This is a genomic window from Streptomyces albus subsp. albus (assembly GCF_000725885.1).
In the GTDB taxonomy this organism is placed as follows: domain Bacteria; phylum Actinomycetota; class Actinomycetes; order Streptomycetales; family Streptomycetaceae; genus Streptomyces; species Streptomyces albus.
Genome location: NZ_JODR01000025.1, coordinates 101,873 through 118,855, shown reverse-complemented (window position 1 = coordinate 118,855; position 16,983 = coordinate 101,873). Strand labels below are relative to the sequence as shown.

The 16,983-nt window shown below is 74.6% G+C and carries 12 protein-coding genes; 11 read left to right on the top strand and 1 reads right to left on the bottom strand.

From position 1 onward, the window contains the following. Nucleotides 1-7 precede the first annotated feature (7 nt). From IO40_RS0126420 to IO40_RS0126385, 8 genes are all read left to right on the top strand, one after another. Nucleotides 8-1,084 (top strand): FecCD family ABC transporter permease, encoded by a 1,077-nt coding sequence (locus IO40_RS0126420; protein ID WP_016468076.1) that lies wholly within the window; start codon nucleotides 8-10, stop codon nucleotides 1,082-1,084. Further along, complete coding sequence (locus tag IO40_RS0126415) at nucleotides 1,081-2,112, top strand: FecCD family ABC transporter permease (RefSeq protein ID WP_016468075.1); 1,032 nt, start codon at nucleotides 1,081-1,083, stop codon at nucleotides 2,110-2,112. The genes IO40_RS0126420 and IO40_RS0126415 overlap by 4 nt, the downstream gene beginning before the upstream one ends. A gap of 62 nt (nucleotides 2,113-2,174) precedes the next feature. Beyond that, nucleotides 2,175-3,038, top strand: coding sequence for an ABC transporter ATP-binding protein (locus IO40_RS0126410; protein ID WP_016468074.1), 864 nt, complete (start codon nucleotides 2,175-2,177; stop codon nucleotides 3,036-3,038). A gap of 51 nt (nucleotides 3,039-3,089) precedes the next feature. Next, nucleotides 3,090-3,686 carry a hypothetical protein gene (locus IO40_RS39915; RefSeq protein ID WP_016468073.1) on the top strand — a complete coding sequence of 199 codons (597 nt, stop codon included), beginning with the start codon at nucleotides 3,090-3,092 and terminating at the stop codon, nucleotides 3,684-3,686. 3 nt (nucleotides 3,687-3,689) lie between these two features. Then, a complete protein-coding gene (locus IO40_RS0126400) occupies nucleotides 3,690-4,496 on the top strand; it encodes a TlyA family RNA methyltransferase (protein ID WP_016468072.1) in 807 nt (268 codons plus the stop codon). A 53-nt stretch (nucleotides 4,497-4,549) separates the two neighbouring features. Continuing rightward, nucleotides 4,550-5,491, top strand: coding sequence for an NAD kinase (locus IO40_RS0126395; RefSeq protein WP_016468071.1), 942 nt, complete (start codon nucleotides 4,550-4,552; stop codon nucleotides 5,489-5,491). A gap of 526 nt (nucleotides 5,492-6,017) precedes the next feature. Beyond that, nucleotides 6,018-7,760, top strand: a complete 1,743-nt coding sequence (recN, locus tag IO40_RS0126390) for a DNA repair protein RecN (RefSeq protein WP_016468070.1) — start codon at nucleotides 6,018-6,020, stop codon at nucleotides 7,758-7,760. A gap of 166 nt (nucleotides 7,761-7,926) precedes the next feature. Beyond that, nucleotides 7,927-9,129 carry a glycosyltransferase family 4 protein gene (locus IO40_RS0126385; protein ID WP_016468069.1) on the top strand — a complete coding sequence of 401 codons (1,203 nt, stop codon included), beginning with the start codon at nucleotides 7,927-7,929 and terminating at the stop codon, nucleotides 9,127-9,129. Between the two features lie 438 nt (nucleotides 9,130-9,567). Here IO40_RS0126385 and IO40_RS0126380 read toward each other — a convergent pair whose 3' ends face one another. After that, entirely contained in the window at nucleotides 9,568-11,400 is a 1,833-nt protein-coding gene (locus IO40_RS0126380) for a glycoside hydrolase family 15 protein (RefSeq protein ID WP_031176260.1), read from the bottom strand. Nucleotides 11,401-11,815: 415 nt separating this feature from the next. Between IO40_RS0126380 and IO40_RS0126375 the strand changes: the two genes are divergently transcribed. From IO40_RS0126375 to IO40_RS0126365, 3 genes are all read left to right on the top strand, one after another. After that, nucleotides 11,816-13,465: a CTP synthase gene (locus IO40_RS0126375; protein WP_016468067.1), complete on the top strand. Its 1,650-nt coding sequence runs from the start codon at nucleotides 11,816-11,818 to the stop codon at nucleotides 13,463-13,465. 5 nt (nucleotides 13,466-13,470) lie between these two features. After that, nucleotides 13,471-14,109 carry an NUDIX domain-containing protein gene (locus IO40_RS0126370; protein WP_016468066.1) on the top strand — a complete coding sequence of 213 codons (639 nt, stop codon included), beginning with the start codon at nucleotides 13,471-13,473 and terminating at the stop codon, nucleotides 14,107-14,109. A gap of 253 nt (nucleotides 14,110-14,362) precedes the next feature. Beyond that, entirely contained in the window at nucleotides 14,363-16,960 is a 2,598-nt protein-coding gene (locus IO40_RS0126365; protein ID WP_016468065.1) for a tetratricopeptide repeat protein, read from the top strand. Nucleotides 16,961-16,983: the final 23 nt, after the last annotated feature.

Sequence of the window (16,983 nt, the reverse complement as noted above, 5' to 3'; positions counted from 1 at the left end):
CGCGTACGTGACTGTCACCAAGTCCCCGCAGGCCCAGCAGGGTTCGGCGGCCGGACAGGAACCGCCGGCCGGAGAGGATCGGCCCGAACGTGCCCGGGCCCCCCTCGCGCGCGCCGCCGGACTCCTGGCCTCCCTGCTCCTGCTGCTGCTCGTCGTCCTGCTCAGCCTCGCCTTCGGCGCCCGCCAGCTCTCCCTCGGCGAAGCCTGGTCCGGTCTGGTGGACAGCGGCTCCGCCGGCTACACCGTCGTCCACGAGATGCGGCTGCCGCGCACCCTCCTCGGCCTCCTCGCCGGCGTCGCACTCGGACTGGCCGGCGGCGTGATGCAGGCCCTCACCCGCAACCCCCTCGCCGACCCCGGACTGCTGGGCATCAACGCGGGCGCCGCGGCGGCCGTCGTCACCGCCCTCTCCTTCCTCGGCATCACCGGCTACACCGGATACATCGGCTTCGCCTTCGTGGGCGCGGCCGGCGTCTCCGTGCTCGTCTACGCCGTCGGCGGCGGACGCAACGCCACCCCCGCCCGGCTCGCGCTCGCCGGAACGGCCCTGAACGCCGCACTCATCTCCTACGTCAACGCCGTCCAGCTCCTGGACACCGCCTCGCTGGACCGGATGCGGTTCTGGCTGGTCGGCTCGCTGGCCCGCGCCGAGGACTCCACCGTCGTCTCCGCGCTGCCCTTCATCGCCGTCGGCGCGCTGCTCGCACTCGGACTGGCCCGGCCGCTGAACGCGCTGGCCCTCGGCGACGACGCCGCCCGCGCCCTCGGCTCCCGTCCCACCCGCACCCGGGTCGTCGCCATCGTGGCCATCACCCTGCTGTGCGGCGCCGCCACGGCCGCCTGCGGGCCCATCGTCTTCGTCGGGCTGATGGTGCCGCACATGGTGCGCGCCCTCACCGGCCCCGACCAGCGCTGGATGCTGCCCTACTGCGCCGTGCTCTCCCCGGTGCTGCTGCTGGGCGCCGACGTCCTCGGACGCATCCTGGGGCGGCCCGGTGAACTCCAGGTCGGCATCGTCACCGTCGTCCTCGGCGGACCCTTCTTCCTCTACTTCGTGCGCAGGCGGAGGGTGGCACACGCATGAGCGTCATACGGACCCCGGGCGGTTACTCCGTCAGCTACCGGCCCCGCGCCCTGGCCGTCGGCGCGGTGTGCGTCGTCCTCGCCGTCGTCGCGGCCGTCCTCGCCATCGGCAGCGGCGAGTACCCGATGGCCCCCGGCGACGTGGTGCGCACTCTCGTCGGCCAGGGCAACCCCGCCGACGCCTTCATCGTCCAGGAACTGCGGCTGCCCCGCACCGTCACCGCACTGCTGGTCGGCGCCGGTCTGGGCCTGTGCGGCGCCGTCTTCCAGGCCGTCGTCCGCAACCCGCTCGGCAGCCCCGACATGCTCGGCTTCACCAACGGCGCCGCGGCCGGCGCGCTGGTCGTCATCGTGCTGGCCGGCGGCGGCAGCGCCTTCCTGGCCGGCGGCGCCGTCATCGGCGCCCTGGTCACCGGCGCACTCATCTACGGACTCGCCTGGAAACGCGGCATGCACGGCTACCGGCTGGTGCTCGTCGGCGTCGGCACCACCGCCATCCTCACCGGCGTGAACAGCTACCTGATCACCCGCGCCGACATCACCGACGCCTCGCGCGCCGTGCTGTGGATGACCGGCAGCCTGGACGGGCGCGGCTGGGGCGACGTCCTGCCGCTGATCGTCGGCATGGTGGTGCTCGTCCCGCTGGTGCTGCTCGGCTGCGCCCGCGCCCTGCGGATGATGGAGATGGGCGACGACGCGGCCTCGGCCCTCGGCATCCGGGTCGAGCGCACCCGGCTGGTCCTGCTGGGCGCGGCCGTCCTGCTGGTGGCGCTCTCGGCCGCCGCCGCCGGCCCGGTCGCCTTCGTCGCCCTGGTCGCGCCCCAGCTCGCCAAGCGGCTCACCAAGGCGCCGGGGCCCAACCTGCTGCCTTCGCTGTTCATGGGCGCCACCCTGCTGATCTGCGCCGACCTTGCGGCGCAGCGCGCCTTCGGCGACCGTCAGCTGCCGGTCGGCGTCATCACCGGGGTGCTCGGCGGCACCTATCTGGTGTGGCTGCTGGCCACGGAACGCAGGGCGGGACGGCTGTGAGAAGCGCACCCCCGGAAACGGACGGACCCTCGGACACGGACACCACGGAGGCGGGCACGACGATGAAGACCGCGACAGACGAGCAGACAGCCACCGGCACCGAAGCGGCCACCGAAGCGGCCACCGAAGCCGCCGGCGCCGGCCCGGCCCGGCTCACCGGGCAGAACCTCACGCTCGCCTACGACCAGCGCACCATCGTCCGCGACCTCGACGTCGCCGTCCCCGACCGCTCGTTCACCGTCGTCGTCGGCCCCAACGCGTGCGGCAAGTCCACCCTGCTGCGCGCCCTCTCCCGCATGCTCAAGCCCGCGCGGGGCCAGGTGCTGCTGGACGGCCAGGACATCGCCGGTATGCAGGCCAAGGCGCTCGCCCGCACCCTGGGGCTGCTGCCCCAGTCGTCCATCGCGCCGGACGGGATCACCGTCTCCGACCTGGTGGCCCGCGGCCGGTACCCGCACCAGGGGCTGCTGCGCCAGTGGTCGCGCGACGACGAACGGGTCGTGGCCGAGTCCATGGCCGCGACCGGTGTGGACGGGCTCGGCGACCGGTTCGTCGACGAACTCTCCGGCGGCCAGCGGCAGCGCGTGTGGATCGCCATGGCGCTCGCCCAGCAGACACCGCTGCTGCTGCTGGACGAGCCCACCACCTACCTGGACATCGCCCACCAGATCGAGATCCTCGACCTGTGCGCCCGGCTGCACGAGGAGGAGGGCCGCACCCTCGTGGCGGTGCTGCACGACCTCAACCACGCCGCCCGCTACGCCACCCATCTGATCGCCATGCGGGACGGCCGCATCGTCGCCCAGGGGCCGCCCCGCGAGGTCGTGACGGCCGGGCTGGTCGAGGAGGTCTTCGGCATGCCGTGCCGGGTCATCGACGACCCGGAGACCGGCACCCCGCTCGTGGTGCCCGCCGCGCGGCGCTGACCGGCGGGCGTGCGCCGCTGATCTGTCACACCCGCCAGGTAGCGTCGGGGCATGAGCGAGTTCGCGCAGCGCCCCGGGACCGGGCAGGCCCCCCACCAGCACGAGCCTCAGCACGAGTGCGACGGTCCGCACGGAGCGGAGCGGGCCGCCGCCGAGGGCGGCACCAGTGGTGGGGGAGCGCAGCCGGCCGCCCCCGACCGGCCCCGCCTGCCCGGCCAGGGGCAGCAGCCGGGCGAGCCGCACCTGCCCGGGCAGAGTCCGCCCGCCGGCAGCCGCCCGGCGCCCCACGGGCACCCGCACCCCGGCGCACCGCCCGCCGCGCCGCAGGACGCGCAGCCCCCGGGCGGCGGCCCCGGCCCCGCCTGGGCGGAGGGCGGCCCGGACGAGGAGCAGGCCGTCGGCCCCTGGGAGTCGGCCGCCGTTCAGGAGGCGCCCGACGAGGGGCAGGAGACCCCCGACGACGGCCCCCGCCCCCTGGGCGTCGGCCTGCGCCCCACCGGGCACGCCCCCGTCGACGGCCACCTGCGGCGGCTGGAGGACGCCGACCACCTCGCTGTGTCCGCGCACCAGGAGGTGTACGAAGATGTCCACCGCGGCCTGCGGGAAACCCTGGCCGCGCTGGACCGCCCCCACACACCCCGGAGCTGACCCGTGGCACGACGTCGACTCGACGCGGAGCTGGTGCGCCGCAAACTCGCCCGATCCCGGGAGCACGCCGGCCAGCTGATCGCCGCCGGCCGGGTCACCGTGCAGGGCACCGTCGCCGTGAAAGCCGCCACCCAGGTCGAGACCAGCGCGGCCCTGGTCGTCAAGGAGGACGAGAACGACCCCGACTACGTCTCCCGCGGCGGCCACAAGCTGGCCGGCGCACTGGAGGCGTTCACGCCCCGGGGCCTGCGCGTCGAGGGACGGCGCGCGCTGGACGCGGGCGCCTCCACCGGCGGCTTCACCGACGTTCTGCTGCGCGCCGGCGCGGGCCACGTCGTCGCCGTCGACGTCGGATACGGGCAACTGGCCTGGTCGTTGCAGAGCGACCCGCGCGTCACCGTCAAGGACCGCACCAACGTCAGGGAACTGACGCTCGAGGACATCGGGGGCGAACCGGTGGAACTCGTCGTGGGGGACCTGTCGTTCATCCCCCTGGGGCTGGTGCTGCCCGCGCTGGTCCGCTGCGCCGTGCCCGAGGCCGATCTCGTACTGATGGTGAAACCGCAGTTCGAAGTGGGCAGGGAACGGCTGGGCAGCGGTGGCGTCGTGCGCAGTCCGCAGCTTCGTGCCGAGGCCGTGCGGACGGTCGCCGGCCAAGCCGCTGCCCTGGGTCTGGGCGCACTGGGTGTCACGGCGAGCCCGCTGCCCGGACCGTCCGGAAACGTCGAATACTTCCTGTGGCTGCGTGCCGGGGCCGACGACCTCGACCCGGCCGAAGTCGAGCGAGCGGTGGCGGAGGGGCCCAAGTGACCGAGACCAGCCGAGCGACAGCGCCCCCAGCGGCCCGGAACCCCCGGACCGTCATGGCGGAACCCGCCCACCAGGAGGGGGAGCGGACCGTCTTCCTCCTGGCCCACACCGGCAGACCCGCCGCCGTCCGCAGTGCCGAACTGGTCGTCCAGGGGCTGCTGCGTTCCGGCATCGGGGTGCGGGTGCTCAAGGACGAGGCGGTGGACCTGCCGCTGCCCGACCCCGTCGAGACGGTCACCGCCAAACCGGACGCCGCCGAGGGCTGCGAACTCCTGGTGGTGCTGGGCGGCGACGGCACACTGCTGCGCGGCGCGGAGTTCGCCCGCGCCTCCGGGGTGCCCATGCTCGGCGTCAACCTCGGCCGGGTCGGCTTCCTCGCCGAGGCCGAACGCGACGACCTCGACAAGGTCGTCGACCGCGTCGTCTCCCGCGCCTACGAGGTCGAGGAACGCATGACCCTCGACGTGCTGGTGCGCAACGGCGGACCGGCCGTCGGCGGACGCGGCGGCGGCCACGTCGTGCACGCCGACTGGGCCCTCAACGAGGTGTCGGTGGAGAAGGCCGCCCGGGAACGGATGCTGGAGGTCGTCATCGAGGTCGACGGCCGGCCCGTCTCCAGCTACGGCGGGGACGGTGTGGTGTGCGCCACCCCCACCGGCTCCACCGCCTACGCCTTCTCCGCAGGCGGCCCCGTGGTGTGGCCGGAGGTGGAGGCCCTGCTGATGGTGCCCATCAGCGCCCACGCGCTGTTCGCCAAACCCCTGGTGACCGCGCCCGACTCGGTGCTGGCCGTCGAGGTGCAGCCGCAGACCCCGCACGGAGTGCTGTGGGCCGACGGCCGGCGCAGCGTCGAACTCCCGCCCGGCGCCCGGGTGGAGGTGCGGCGCGGCGCCGTCCCGGTGCGGCTCGCCCGGCTGCACCACGCCTCGTTCACCGACCGCCTGGTGGCCAAGTTCGCGCTCCCGGTCACCGGCTGGCGCGGCGCCGCACGGTAACCACCGGCTGCCCCCGGCAACCCCTGGCATTCCCCCCGCGGCACGGTCACCCGTTGCGGCCCGGCCGCACCGGTGGCCCCTGGCCGCCCGGCCTGAGGGGGCTTGGGACGAGACCGCCGGGAGCGGTACGGCGTGGGGGCCGTACGGCGCAGGTACGGGATCGTCGTGGGAGTTGCCGGGGGAGCGGCTGTCAGGGAGGCGTCCCGGTGGTCGTTTCCGGCCCCCGCGTCGGTTTCCGTCGGGGTCGTCCCGGCCGGTTCGTCCCGGCCGGGCGGCACGGGTGGCCGCCGGGCACGGCCCGGCCGCGCCCGGCGGCCGTCGGCGGCGAAAGAGGGGCGGCAGGGCCGCGGGAACCGGGTGGCCGCGAACCGGGAGAAATCCCTCGAAGGGGGCGAGAAGCCGCCGGGCATACAGGGTGAAAAGCGGACGCGGTCGCGGCCCGCGGAGGGTGTGCCCAGGGCGTGCGCCCTCCCACGATCGGCTAGCACCCCCGACCACTGGTGTGGCCCGCGCCGGGGAACCTCGTATGGTCGTATCCGTGTTGGAGGAGATGCGGATCAAAGCCCTGGGCGTGATCGACGACGCCGTTGTCGAGCTGTCGCCCGGCTTCACCGCGGTGACCGGCGAGACCGGTGCGGGCAAGACCATGGTCGTCACCAGTCTCGGACTGCTGCTGGGCGGGCGTGCCGATGCCGCGCTGGTGCGGATGGGCGCCAAGTCGGCCGTCGTCGAGGGCAGGATCGCACTGCCCCCCGACGCGCCGGCCGCCCGCCGGGCTGAGGAGGCCGGGGCCGAACTGGACGAGGGGGCCCTGCTGGTCAGCCGCACCATTTCGGCCGAGGGCCGCTCGCGCGCCCATGTGGGCGGCAGAGCGGTACCGGTCGGACTGCTGGCGGAACTGAGCGACGAGCTGGTGGCCGTGCACGGCCAGACCGACCAGCAGGGGCTGCTGCGCGCCGCCCGTCAGCGCGAGGCCCTGGACCGGTACGCCGGGGACGCGGTGGCCGGGCCGCTGGCCGCCTACCAGCGGGCGTACCGCAGGCTGCGCACCGTCGCCGCGGAACTGACCGAGCTGACCACCCGCGCCCGCGAGCGCGCCCAGGAAGCGGACCTGCTGCGCTTCGGCATCCAGGAGATCGAGGCCGCGCAGCCGCAGCCCGGCGAGGACACGGAGCTGGCGGCCGAGGCCGAGCGGCTCGGCCACGCCGAGGCCCTCGCCTCCGCCGCCACCACCGCGCACGGCGCCCTGGCCGGCGACCCGGCCGATCCCGAGGGCGTGGACGCCGCCACCCTCGTGGCCGGCGCCCACCGCGCCCTGGAGGCCGTGCGCTCCCACGATCCGGCCCTGGCGGCGCTCGCCGACCGGCTGGGCGAGGTCCACATCCTGCTCTCCGACATCGCCGGCGAACTGGCGGGGTACGCGGACGACCTGGACGCCGACCCGCTGCGGCTGGCCGCCGTCGAGGAGCGCCGCGCCACCCTGGCGCAGCTCACCCGCAAGTACGGGGACGACATCGGCGCCGTGCTCGCCTGGGCCGAGCAGAGCGCCGACCGGCTCGCCGAACTGGAGGGCGACGACGACCGGATCGGGGAGCTGGCCGCCGAACGGGACGCGCTGCGCACCGAACTCGCCGGACTGGCCCGTACCCTCACCGGAGCCCGTACGGAGGCGGCCGGCCGGTTCGCGGAGGCGGTCACCGGGGAACTGGCGGAACTGGCGATGCCGCACGCCCGGGTCTCGTTCGCGCTCAAGCACACCGAGGACCCCGAGGGACTTCAGGTGGACGGCCGCACCCTCGCCTTCGGCCCGTACGGCACCGACGAGGTGGAACTGCTGCTCGCCCCGCACCCCGGGGCGCCGCCGCGGCCCATCGCCAAGGGCGCTTCCGGGGGCGAGCTGTCCCGGGTGATGCTCGCGGTCGAGGTCGTCTTCGCCGACTCCGACCCGGTGCCCACCTATCTGTTCGACGAGGTGGACGCGGGCGTCGGCGGCAAGGCGGCCGTCGAGGTGGGCCGCAGACTGGCCCGGCTGGCGAAGTCCGCGCAGGTCGTCGTGGTCACGCACCTGCCGCAGGTGGCGGCCTTCGCCGACCGTCATCTGGTGGTGCACAAGACGGACGACGGCTCGGTGACCCGCAGCGGGGTGCGGGTCATGGAGGGCGAGGACCGGGTGCGCGAGCTGTCGCGGATGCTGGCCGGCCAGGAGGATTCCGAACTCGCCCGCGCGCACGCCGAGGAACTGCTGGAGGCGGCCCGCGCCGGAGTCTGAACCGGCGCGCGGACGGCGCCACGCGCCTTCGCCCGTGTGAGTGAGTCTGTGCGGGCCGCACCCCGATGTGGCGCCGCCCCGCCCCGGACGCCGGTGCGGCGCCCGACGGCCACCTGGCATGCTGGGCAGTCCTTCCCCCCACCACCAGCCAGGGAGCCCGTCTGCCGTGAGCCCGAGCCGCACCTCCTCGCCGCGCCGGCCATCGGTCGGGGCCCGGCCGCCGCACGCCGTGCACGTGCTGGGCGGCGCCGGTGCCGTGGACGGGGCGGAAGGGCCGTCGGCGGGTACGGCGGCGCACGCGCGCTCCCTCGCGCGGGGGCTGGCCGCCCGGGGTGTGCGGGTCACGGTCTGCGCCCGTCAGGACGCCGCGCTCCAAGACGCCTTCGCGGACACCGGGGCGGACTTCGTACCGCTGCACGGCCGTACGGAAGCCGAAGCGGTGGCCGCGCTGCGCGTCGTGTGCGGCGACGCCGACCTGGTGCACGCGCACGGCGCGCACGCCGGGTTCCTGGCGGCCCTCGCCCTCGGCAGCCGGCGGCACGGCGTGCCCCTCGTCGTCACCTGGCACCCCCGCCCCGACCCGGCCGCCCGCACCGAGGCCGCCCGTGACCTGGTGGCCCGGCTGCTGACCAGGCGGGTGGCCCGGGCGGCGACCGTCGTCCTGGGCGCCACCACCGCACTGGTCGACGCGGCCCGCCGCAGCGGGGCCCGCGACGCGCGGCTCGCACCCGCACCCATCCCCGTACCGGGCACCGGAACGGGACAGCCGGCGGACGACGAGGACGTGCTGCGGCACAAGGTACGGGCCGGGATCGGCGCCCTCGACCGGCCGCTGGTCCTGGCCGTCGGCCGGCTCGACGGCCGCAGCGGTCACGAGACGGCGCTGACGGCCTCCCGCGCCTGGCGTCGGCTGGACCCGACCCCGCTGCTCGGCGTCGCGGGAGAGGGCCCGCAGCGGACGGCACTGCAACAGCGGATCGACCGCGAGATGCTGCCCGTCCGGCTGCTGGGGCGGCGCGAGGACGCCCTCGCGCTGCTGGCCGGAGCGGATGTGGCCCTGCTGCCGGGCCGCTGCCAGGGGCGCTCGCTGGTCGCGCAGGAGGCCCTGCGCGCCGGGGTGCCGCTGGTGGCCGCCGACGGTGGCGACGTACCGGAACTGGTCGGCGACGCCGCCCTGCTGGTGCCCCACGGGGACGCCGACTCCCTGTCCGCCGCGGTGACGGTGCTGCTGACCGATCCGGCCGCCCGGGCCGCGCTTTCCCGGGCGGGCCGGGCACGTGCCCGCACCTGGCCCACCGAGGACGATGCGGCGGCGCAGGTGCTCAGCGTCTACGACGAAACGCTCGCAGCTGCCGCCCGGCACCGCTGAACCGCCGCCCCGCACCGGCGATGGCCGCCCCTCTGCGGCGGTGCCGATCGGGGCTGTACGGCGCTGTCCGCGCACGCTCGTCGGTTTCCGGTCCCGGGTGTGGGAAGGCCCGTCCGGGGCCGCCCCCCCCCGCCCGGCAGGGCTTGTTCGTGACCGTCCTGGTCCGAGGGGCGCCCGCGGGCTTCCGCTACCGGGGCGGAAGAGGCTCGGCGAGCCGCGGGGGTTCCGGAGCACCCGTCCGCGGTGCCCGCTACTGGGTTGGTGTGCGGGGCGAGTCCGCGCGCCCCCGCACACAGTGATGCGCCCGGTGTGCACTCCCGCACTCCGGGCGCGTTCATTGCGTTACCCAGCGCACTCGGCGTTCTGTGCGCCCTGTGCGCCGGGTCCCGTCCGCCGGCTTGTGGCCGGCGACGGCCCGTGCGCCGTCCGGTCCGCCTCTCAGACCCCGTAGGCCCCTGACGCGGTGAGCCGCAGAGCGGTGTCGATCAGCGGCACGTGGCTGAACGCCTGCGGGAAGTTGCCGACCAGCCGCTGGCGGACCGGGTCCCACTCCTCCGCGAGCAGCCCCACGTCGTTGCGGAGCGCCAGCAGCCGCTCGAACAGCTTCCGGGCCTCGTCCACCCGGCCGATCATGGCCAGGTCGTCGGCCAGCCAGAACGAGCAGGCCAGGAAGGCGCCCTCCTCGCCGGAGAGCCCGTCCACGTTCTCGCAGGGCTTGCCGTCGGGGCCGGCCTCCGCGCTGGTCGGGTACCGCAGCACGAAGCCGTCCTCGGTCGACAGCTCCCGCTGGATGGCCTCGATGGTGCCGATGACCCGCTTGTCGTCCGGGGGCAGGAAGCCCATCTGGGGGATGAGCAGCAGCGAGGCGTCCAGCTCCTTGGAGCCGTAGGACTGCGTGAAGGTGTTGCGCTCCTTGTCGTACCCCTTCTCGCAGACCTCGCGGTGGATCTCGTCGCGCAGATTCCGCCACCGCTCCAGCGGCCCGTCCACGTCGCCCGACTCGATCAGCTTGACCGTGCGGTCCACGGCCACCCAGGCCATCACCTTCGAGTGGACGAAGTGCCGGCGCGGGCCGCGCACCTCCCAGATGCCCTCGTCCGGCTCGTCCCAGTGGTCCTCCAGGTAGCCGATGAGCTTGAGCTGGAGGAGCTGGGCGTAGTCGTTGCGGGCCAGGCCCGTCATATGGCCGAGATGCAGCGCTTCGACGACCTCGCCGTACACGTCCAGCTGGAGCTGGCCCGCGGCCCCGTTGCCGACCCGGACCGGCGTGGAGCCCTCGTAGCCCGGCAGCCAGCTCAACTCGGCCTCGGACAGCTCGCGTTCGCCCGCGATGCCGTACATGATCTGGAGGTTCTCCGGGTCGCCCGCGACGGCCCGGAGCAGCCATTCACGCCAGGCCCGCGCCTCCTCCCGGTAGCCGGTGCGCAGGAGGGAGGAGAGGGTGATGGCGGCGTCCCGCAGCCAGGTGAAGCGGTAGTCCCAGTTGCGTTCCCCGCCGATCTCCTCGGGCAGCGAGGTGGTCGGCGCGGCCACGATCCCGCCGGTCGGCGCGTAGGTCAGCGCCTTGAGCGTGATCAGCGAGCGGACCACGGCCTCCCGGTACGGGCCGTGGTACGTGCACGTCTCGACCCATTCGCGCCAGAAGTCCTCGGTGGTGCGCAGCGCCTCCTCCGGCTCCGGTAGCGGCGGCGGCTGCTTGTGGGACGCCTCCCAGCTGATGGTCAGCGCCACCCGGTCGCCGGGGCCGACGGTGAAGTCGGAGTAGGTGGTCAGGTCCTTGCCGTAGGTGTCGGCCTCGGTGTCCAGCCACACCGAGTCGGGCCCGGCGACGGCCACCGTGCGCTGGCCGATTTTGTGCACCCACGGCACGACCCAGCCGTAGGAGAACCGCATCCGCAGCGAGGAGCGCATCCGCACCCGGCCGCTGACGCCTTCCACGATGCGCACCAGCTGGGGTGCGTGCTGCTCACGGGGCGGCATGAAGTCGATGATCCTCACGGTGCCCCTGGGGGTGTCCCACTCCGTCTCCAGGACGAGGGAGTCCCCCCGGTAGCGGCGCCGGTCGGCCCGGGGCGGGTCGCCGCCGGCCGGGTGGGCGGGGCCCACGCGCCAGAAGCCGTGCTCCTCGGTGCCGAGCAGCCCCGCGAAGACGGCATGGGAATCGAAGCGAGGTAGGCACAGCCAGTCCACCGTGCCGTCTTTGCTCACCAGGGCTGCCGTCTGCATATCCCCGATGAGTGCGTAATCCTCGATGCGCCCAGCCACGTGCATCTCCAGTCGAACGAAAACGAACTGCGACGCCCCCGCGGGACGTGCTGGATGACCTGTGTGTTTCGCCTGCCCTAGGCAAGTGTCCGTGAAGGATACGACGCAGCGATCCCTTCCGCCCGACGGTCGGCTGAGTCCGGATGCGCCGATGGGGTGACCTTCGCTACCGCGTTCACCTGCTGCGACTTCATCGTCACACTGGGGCGCGTGTGACTGCCGCCGCAGGGGCGCCGCGGACCTCGGCAGCCGCGCCGGGCCCTCGGCACTGTTACGCTGGTAGCCCGTGGAGCGGTGGGCACGCGAACGCGTTCAGTGCGAGACGACGGCCCCCCGAACCGCAGCGAGGCCACCTCGGACACCACACCCAGGATGCAGCCTCCGCACCCCACCAAGCGACCACGGGAGCCCCCTCTTGGCCATGCCGCCTACGTCCATGACGACCAAGCACCTCTTCGTCACCGGGGGTGTCGCCTCCTCGCTCGGCAAGGGGCTCACCGCCTCCAGCCTGGGCGCCCTGCTCAAGGCCCGGGGGCTGCGGGTCACCATGCAGAAGCTGGACCCCTATCTGAACGTCGACCCGGGCACGATGAACCCCTTCCAGCACGGTGAGGTGTTCGTCACCAACGACGGCGCCGAGACCGACCTGGACATCGGCCACTACGAGCGCTTCCTCGACGTCGATCTCGACGGCAGCGCCAACGTCACCACCGGCCAGGTCTACTCCACGGTGATCGCCAAGGAGCGGCGCGGTGAGTACCTGGGCGACACCGTGCAGGTCATCCCGCACATCACCAACGAGATCAAGCACCGCATCCGCCGCATGGCCACCGACGACGTGGACGTCGTCATCACCGAGGTCGGCGGCACGGTCGGCGACATCGAGTCGCTGCCCTTCCTGGAGGCCGTCCGCCAGGTGCGGCACGAGGTCGGCCGCGACAACGTCTTCGTCGTCCACATCTCGCTGCTGCCCTACATCGGCCCCTCCGGCGAGCTGAAGACCAAGCCCACCCAGCACTCGGTCGCCGCGCTGCGCAACATCGGCATCCAGCCCGACGCGATCGTGCTGCGGGCCGACCGCGACGTGCCCGTCACCATCAAACGGAAGGTCGGGCTGATGTGCGACGTCGACGACGCCGCCGTCGTCGCCTGCAAGGACGCCCGTTCCATCTACGACATCCCCAAGGTCCTGCACGCCGAGGGGCTGGACGCCTACGTCGTCCGCAAGCTGGACCTGCCCTTCCGCGACGTGGACTGGAGCCAGTGGGACGACCTGCTGCGCCGCGTCCACCAGCCCGACCACGAGGTCACCGTCGCCCTGGTGGGCAAGTACATCGACCTGCCCGACGCCTATCTGTCGGTCACCGAGGCGCTGCGCGCCGGCGGCTTCGCCAACAAGGCCCGCGTCAAGATCAAATGGGTCACCTCGGACGACTGCCGCACCCCCGAGGGCGCCAGGCGCCAGCTCGCCGACTGCGACGCCGTCTGCATCCCCGGCGGCTTCGGCGAACGCGGCGTGGACGGCAAGGTCGGCGCCATCACCTACGCCCGCGAGAACCGCGTCCCGCTGCTGGGCCTGTGCCTGGGCCTCCAGTGCATCGTCATCGAGGGCGCCCGCAACCTGGCAGGCATCAAGGACGCCAACTCCACCGAGTTCGACCAGGGCACCGCCCACCCGGTGATCTCCACCATGGAGGAGCAGCTCGACATCGTCGCCGGTGAGGGCGACATGGGCGGCACCATGCGGCTGGGCATGTACCCGGCGAAGCTCGCCGAGGGCTCCATCGTGCGCGAGACCTACGGCGGCGAGCCGTACGTCGAGGAGCGCCACCGTCATCGGTACGAGGTCAACAACCACTACCGTGCCGAGCTGGAGAAGAAGGCCGGTCTGGTCTTCTCCGGCACCTCGCCCGACAACAAGCTGGTCGAGTACGTCGAGTACCCGCGCGAGGTCCACCCCTACCTGGTGGCCACCCAGGCGCACCCGGAACTGCGCTCCCGCCCGACCCGTCCGCACCCGCTCTTCGCCGGCCTGGTGAAGGCCGCCATCGAGCGCCAGCAGGGGGAGTGAGCACCATGGCGTCACGCATTTCCGACACCCCGGAGGAGTGGGAGGTCACCGCGACCTCCACCCCCTTCCAGGGGAACAAGACCGGGGTCCGCACCGATCAGGTCGTCATGCCCGACGGCTCGGTCGTCAGCCGCGACTACCAGACCCACCCCGGGTCGGTCGCCATCCTCGCCCTGGACGAGAAGGACCACGTACTGGTCATCAACCAGTACCGGCACCCCGTCCGCGAGAAGCTGTGGGAGATCCCGGCCGGCCTGCTGGACGTGCCCGGCGAGAACCCCCTGGCGGCGGCGCAGCGCGAGCTGTACGAGGAGGCGCACGTCAAGGCCGAGGACTGGCGGGTGCTGGTGGACGTCTACACCACGCCGGGCGGCAGCGACGAGGCCGTACGGATCTTCCTCGCGCGGCAGCTGTCCGAGGTCGAGGGCGAACGCTTCGAGGTCTCCGAGGAGGAGGCCGACATGGAGCTGGCCCGGGTGCCCCTCGAGGAGCTGGTCCGGGGTGCGCTGGCGGGCGAGCTGCACAACAACTGCCTCGTCGTCGGGTGCCTCGCGCTGAACGCCGCGCTCGCCAGTGGCGGCGGCCCCGGCGCCCTGCGTCCCGCCCAGGCCCCCTGGCCGGCCCGCCCCTTCGAAGCGGAGTGACACCGGTCCCGCCGCGCGCCGGGGACGGGAGCCCGGCCCCGGCGCGCGGCGGGGGACCGGCTCGCACCGCCTGAGCGGAACGGGAACCGGAGGGGCCTCTCGCGGCCTCTCCGGCCCCGCTGCCACGCCCTGAGCCGGTGTGGTGATTTTCTGCATGGCGGGGGCAACCATCCGCCCCGGCTCCCGTCGCGCGGTGAACTACGCTCGCCTTCATCCGCGCACACCAGATGAACAGCGAACGGGAGCGTAGCCCGTGACACATCAGGCGGTGGAGCCCACGACCGCGGGGCCGAGCCCCCACCCCTTCACGGGTCGCGAACGCGAACTGGGCGCACTGTGCGACGACATCGTCAGCGTCGGGCTCCACACCCTCGCCGGTCAGCCCCTCCCGCACTGCCGGGTCCTGCTGATCGCCGGGGCGCCCGGCTCCGGACGCACCGCGCTGGCCGAGGAGTTCGTCCGCCGGATCGCCGACCGCTATCCCGGGGGCGTCCTGCGGGCCCGCCTCACCGAGTCCGGCGGCACCCCCGTGCCCGGTGAACGGGCCGCCCGGGATCTGCTGGCCGCCCTCGCCCGCCTCGGCACCGCCGTCTCCGTCCCGCCACCGGGCGCCGACGACGACACCGTCACCGCCGCGCTGCGCGACGCGCTGGCCCGGCGCGGCCGGCTCGTCCTGCTGCTCGACGACGTGGCCCACGCCGACCAGGTGCTGGACCTGGCGCCGGAGAGCCGTGACTGTCTCGTCGTCGCCGTCTCCGCCGGGCCGCTGACCGGAGTGCCCGACGTGCGGCCGTGCACCCTCGGCGGGCTGGACCGGGCCTCCGCGGTGGCGATGCTGGCCCGGTACGCCGGATCGGCGCCCCGGATCACGGTGGACCCGCGCGGCGCCGAGGTGCTGGCCGAACGGTGCGGCGACCTGCCGGCTGCGCTCACGCTGATGGGCGGCTGGTTCGGCGCCCACCCGAAGCTGTCGGTGCTGGACGCCACGAGGGCGCTCGACGCGGTCGCCGAGGCCGCGGGGTCCGGGGAGCAGGAGCCGCCGGCGGAGGCGGAAGGGGAGGATCCGGCGGAGGACGAGGGCCCGAGCGGACGGCCCCGTCCGGGAGCCGGGCACGGGCCCTCAGGGGCGTACCGGACGTCCGGGGCCGCCGGGGGGCACGCTGGGGTGCCCGAGGACCCGGACGAGGACGAGGACGACGGCCTGGAGGACCCGGACGACGGCGACAGCACGGACCGCGTCGGGGGCCGCACAGCTCGCGGGGACCGAGTGGACCGCGCAGCCCACGGGGATCACAGGGACTTCGAGCGCCGCACTGGCCACACTGGCCATGCAGGCCACACAGGCCACACAAGCCGCGCGGACCACGGGAGCCTCGCGGGCCACAGCAGCCCGTGGGTGGACCGGGACGGTGAGGACGGTCCGGCGGCCCCGCCCCGCGCCCGTACCCGCCCACCCGCCCCGCTGGTGCACACCTTCCGCCTCGTGCACGACTCGCTGGCGACCGCGCCAGCCCGGCTGCTGCGGCTGCTCGCCCTCGCGCCCGCCGGCTTCGTGGACCCGCAGATCGCCTCCGCGCTGGGCGGCTGCTCGGTGAGCACCGCACACGCGGCCCTGGACCGCTTCGTACGGCTCGGACTGCTGCGCGCCCTCGGCGGTGACCGCTACCAGGTGCCGGGCTGCCTCGATCCGCTGCTGCGCGCCGAGTTGGCCGCACGGGAACGCCCGGCCGACACGCTGCTGGCCCGCGCCAGGATGCTGGAGCGGCTGGTCCGCCAGCTCCAGGCCTGCCGGGCCGTGTGCGAGCCCGCGGGGTCACCGGCCCGCGACCGGATGGCGGAGCTGCCGCACGGGCTGCGCTTCACCCACCCCGCAGGGGCCCGCGCCTGGCTGGAGACGCGGCGGCCGGCGCTGCTGGCGGCCACGCGTACGGCGGTGACCGAGTCGCAGGGCGCGCTCGACACGCTGGCCCGGCGCCTGGTCTCGGCCCTGGCCCGCGCTTTCGACGCGCACCGGGAGCCCGAGGAGGCGGCGCCGGAGCTGTACCGCCTGCACGAACTGGTGCTGCGGGTGGCCGAGCGGGGCCGTATGCCCCGGGAGCGGGCCGCGGCGCTGCTGAACCTGGGCGACCTGGACGCCCGCAACGACCGCTTCGAGCAGGCTCTGGTGCGCTACCGCACGGCGCTGGACGCCGCACGGGAGGGCGGCGACGAGCAGGCGGCGGGCCGCGCCATGGAGTCGCTGGGCGCCTGCTACGCCGAGCTGGAGGAGTGGGAGCGGGCGGCGGACTGGTACGGCAGGGCGCTGGAGGCGCGGCTGGCCCAGGACCGGCGGGCGGACCAGGAGGCCGCAGCCCGGCTGCACGGCCGGATCGGTACGGTCCACGCCTGCGCGGGGAGCTGGGAGGAGGCACTGCGTGCCTGGCGGGCCGCCGCGGCGGCCTTCCGCAGGCTGCACGACCCGGCGGACCACGCCCGTGCGCTGGCGGAGGTGGCGCGCGTCCAGCAGCACGCGGAACGGCCGCAGGAGGCGCTGCGCACCTTCAAGCAGGCGCTGGCGGTGGCGTACCGGGCCGGGGAGGAGGGGCTGGCGGCGGCGCTGGAGCTGCGGACGGCCGAGGCCGCCGAGCGGGTCGGCGAGCTGCGCGCCGCCCGCCGGCACCGGGCGGCGGCCCGCCGGCTGCTGGGCGGGCGCGAGCCGGACACCGGCCCGGGGCTGCCCCTGCCGCGCGGGGCGGGCCGGAAGGGGGACGGTGACCCGCGAGGACCGCGCGGTCACTCCGCGGAACCGGGCGGTGCGGGACGGGGACGGGTGTCTCGCGGGTACGCGGCAGAGCGTGAGCGGGACCGCTGAGGGGCCTCGGCCGCCTCAGGAGG

Excerpts from the sequence above, each read along its gene's own strand:
- IO40_RS0126415 (WP_016468075.1), top strand. The coding sequence starts at position 1,081 with ATGAGCGTCATACGGACCCCGGGCGGTTACTCCGTCAGCTACCGGCCC.
- IO40_RS0126410 (WP_016468074.1), top strand. The coding sequence starts at position 2,175 with ATGAAGACCGCGACAGACGAGCAGACAGCCACCGGCACCGAAGCGGCC.
- IO40_RS39915 (WP_016468073.1), top strand. The coding sequence starts at position 3,090 with ATGAGCGAGTTCGCGCAGCGCCCCGGGACCGGGCAGGCCCCCCACCAG.
- IO40_RS0126395 (WP_016468071.1), top strand. The coding sequence starts at position 4,550 with ATGGCGGAACCCGCCCACCAGGAGGGGGAGCGGACCGTCTTCCTCCTG.
- recN (WP_016468070.1), top strand. The coding sequence starts at position 6,018 with ATGGTCGTATCCGTGTTGGAGGAGATGCGGATCAAAGCCCTGGGCGTG.
- IO40_RS0126380 (WP_031176260.1), bottom strand. The coding sequence starts at position 11,400 with ATGCACGTGGCTGGGCGCATCGAGGATTACGCACTCATCGGGGATATG.
- IO40_RS0126375 (WP_016468067.1), top strand. The coding sequence starts at position 11,816 with ATGCCGCCTACGTCCATGACGACCAAGCACCTCTTCGTCACCGGGGGT.
- IO40_RS0126370 (WP_016468066.1), top strand. The coding sequence starts at position 13,471 with ATGGCGTCACGCATTTCCGACACCCCGGAGGAGTGGGAGGTCACCGCG.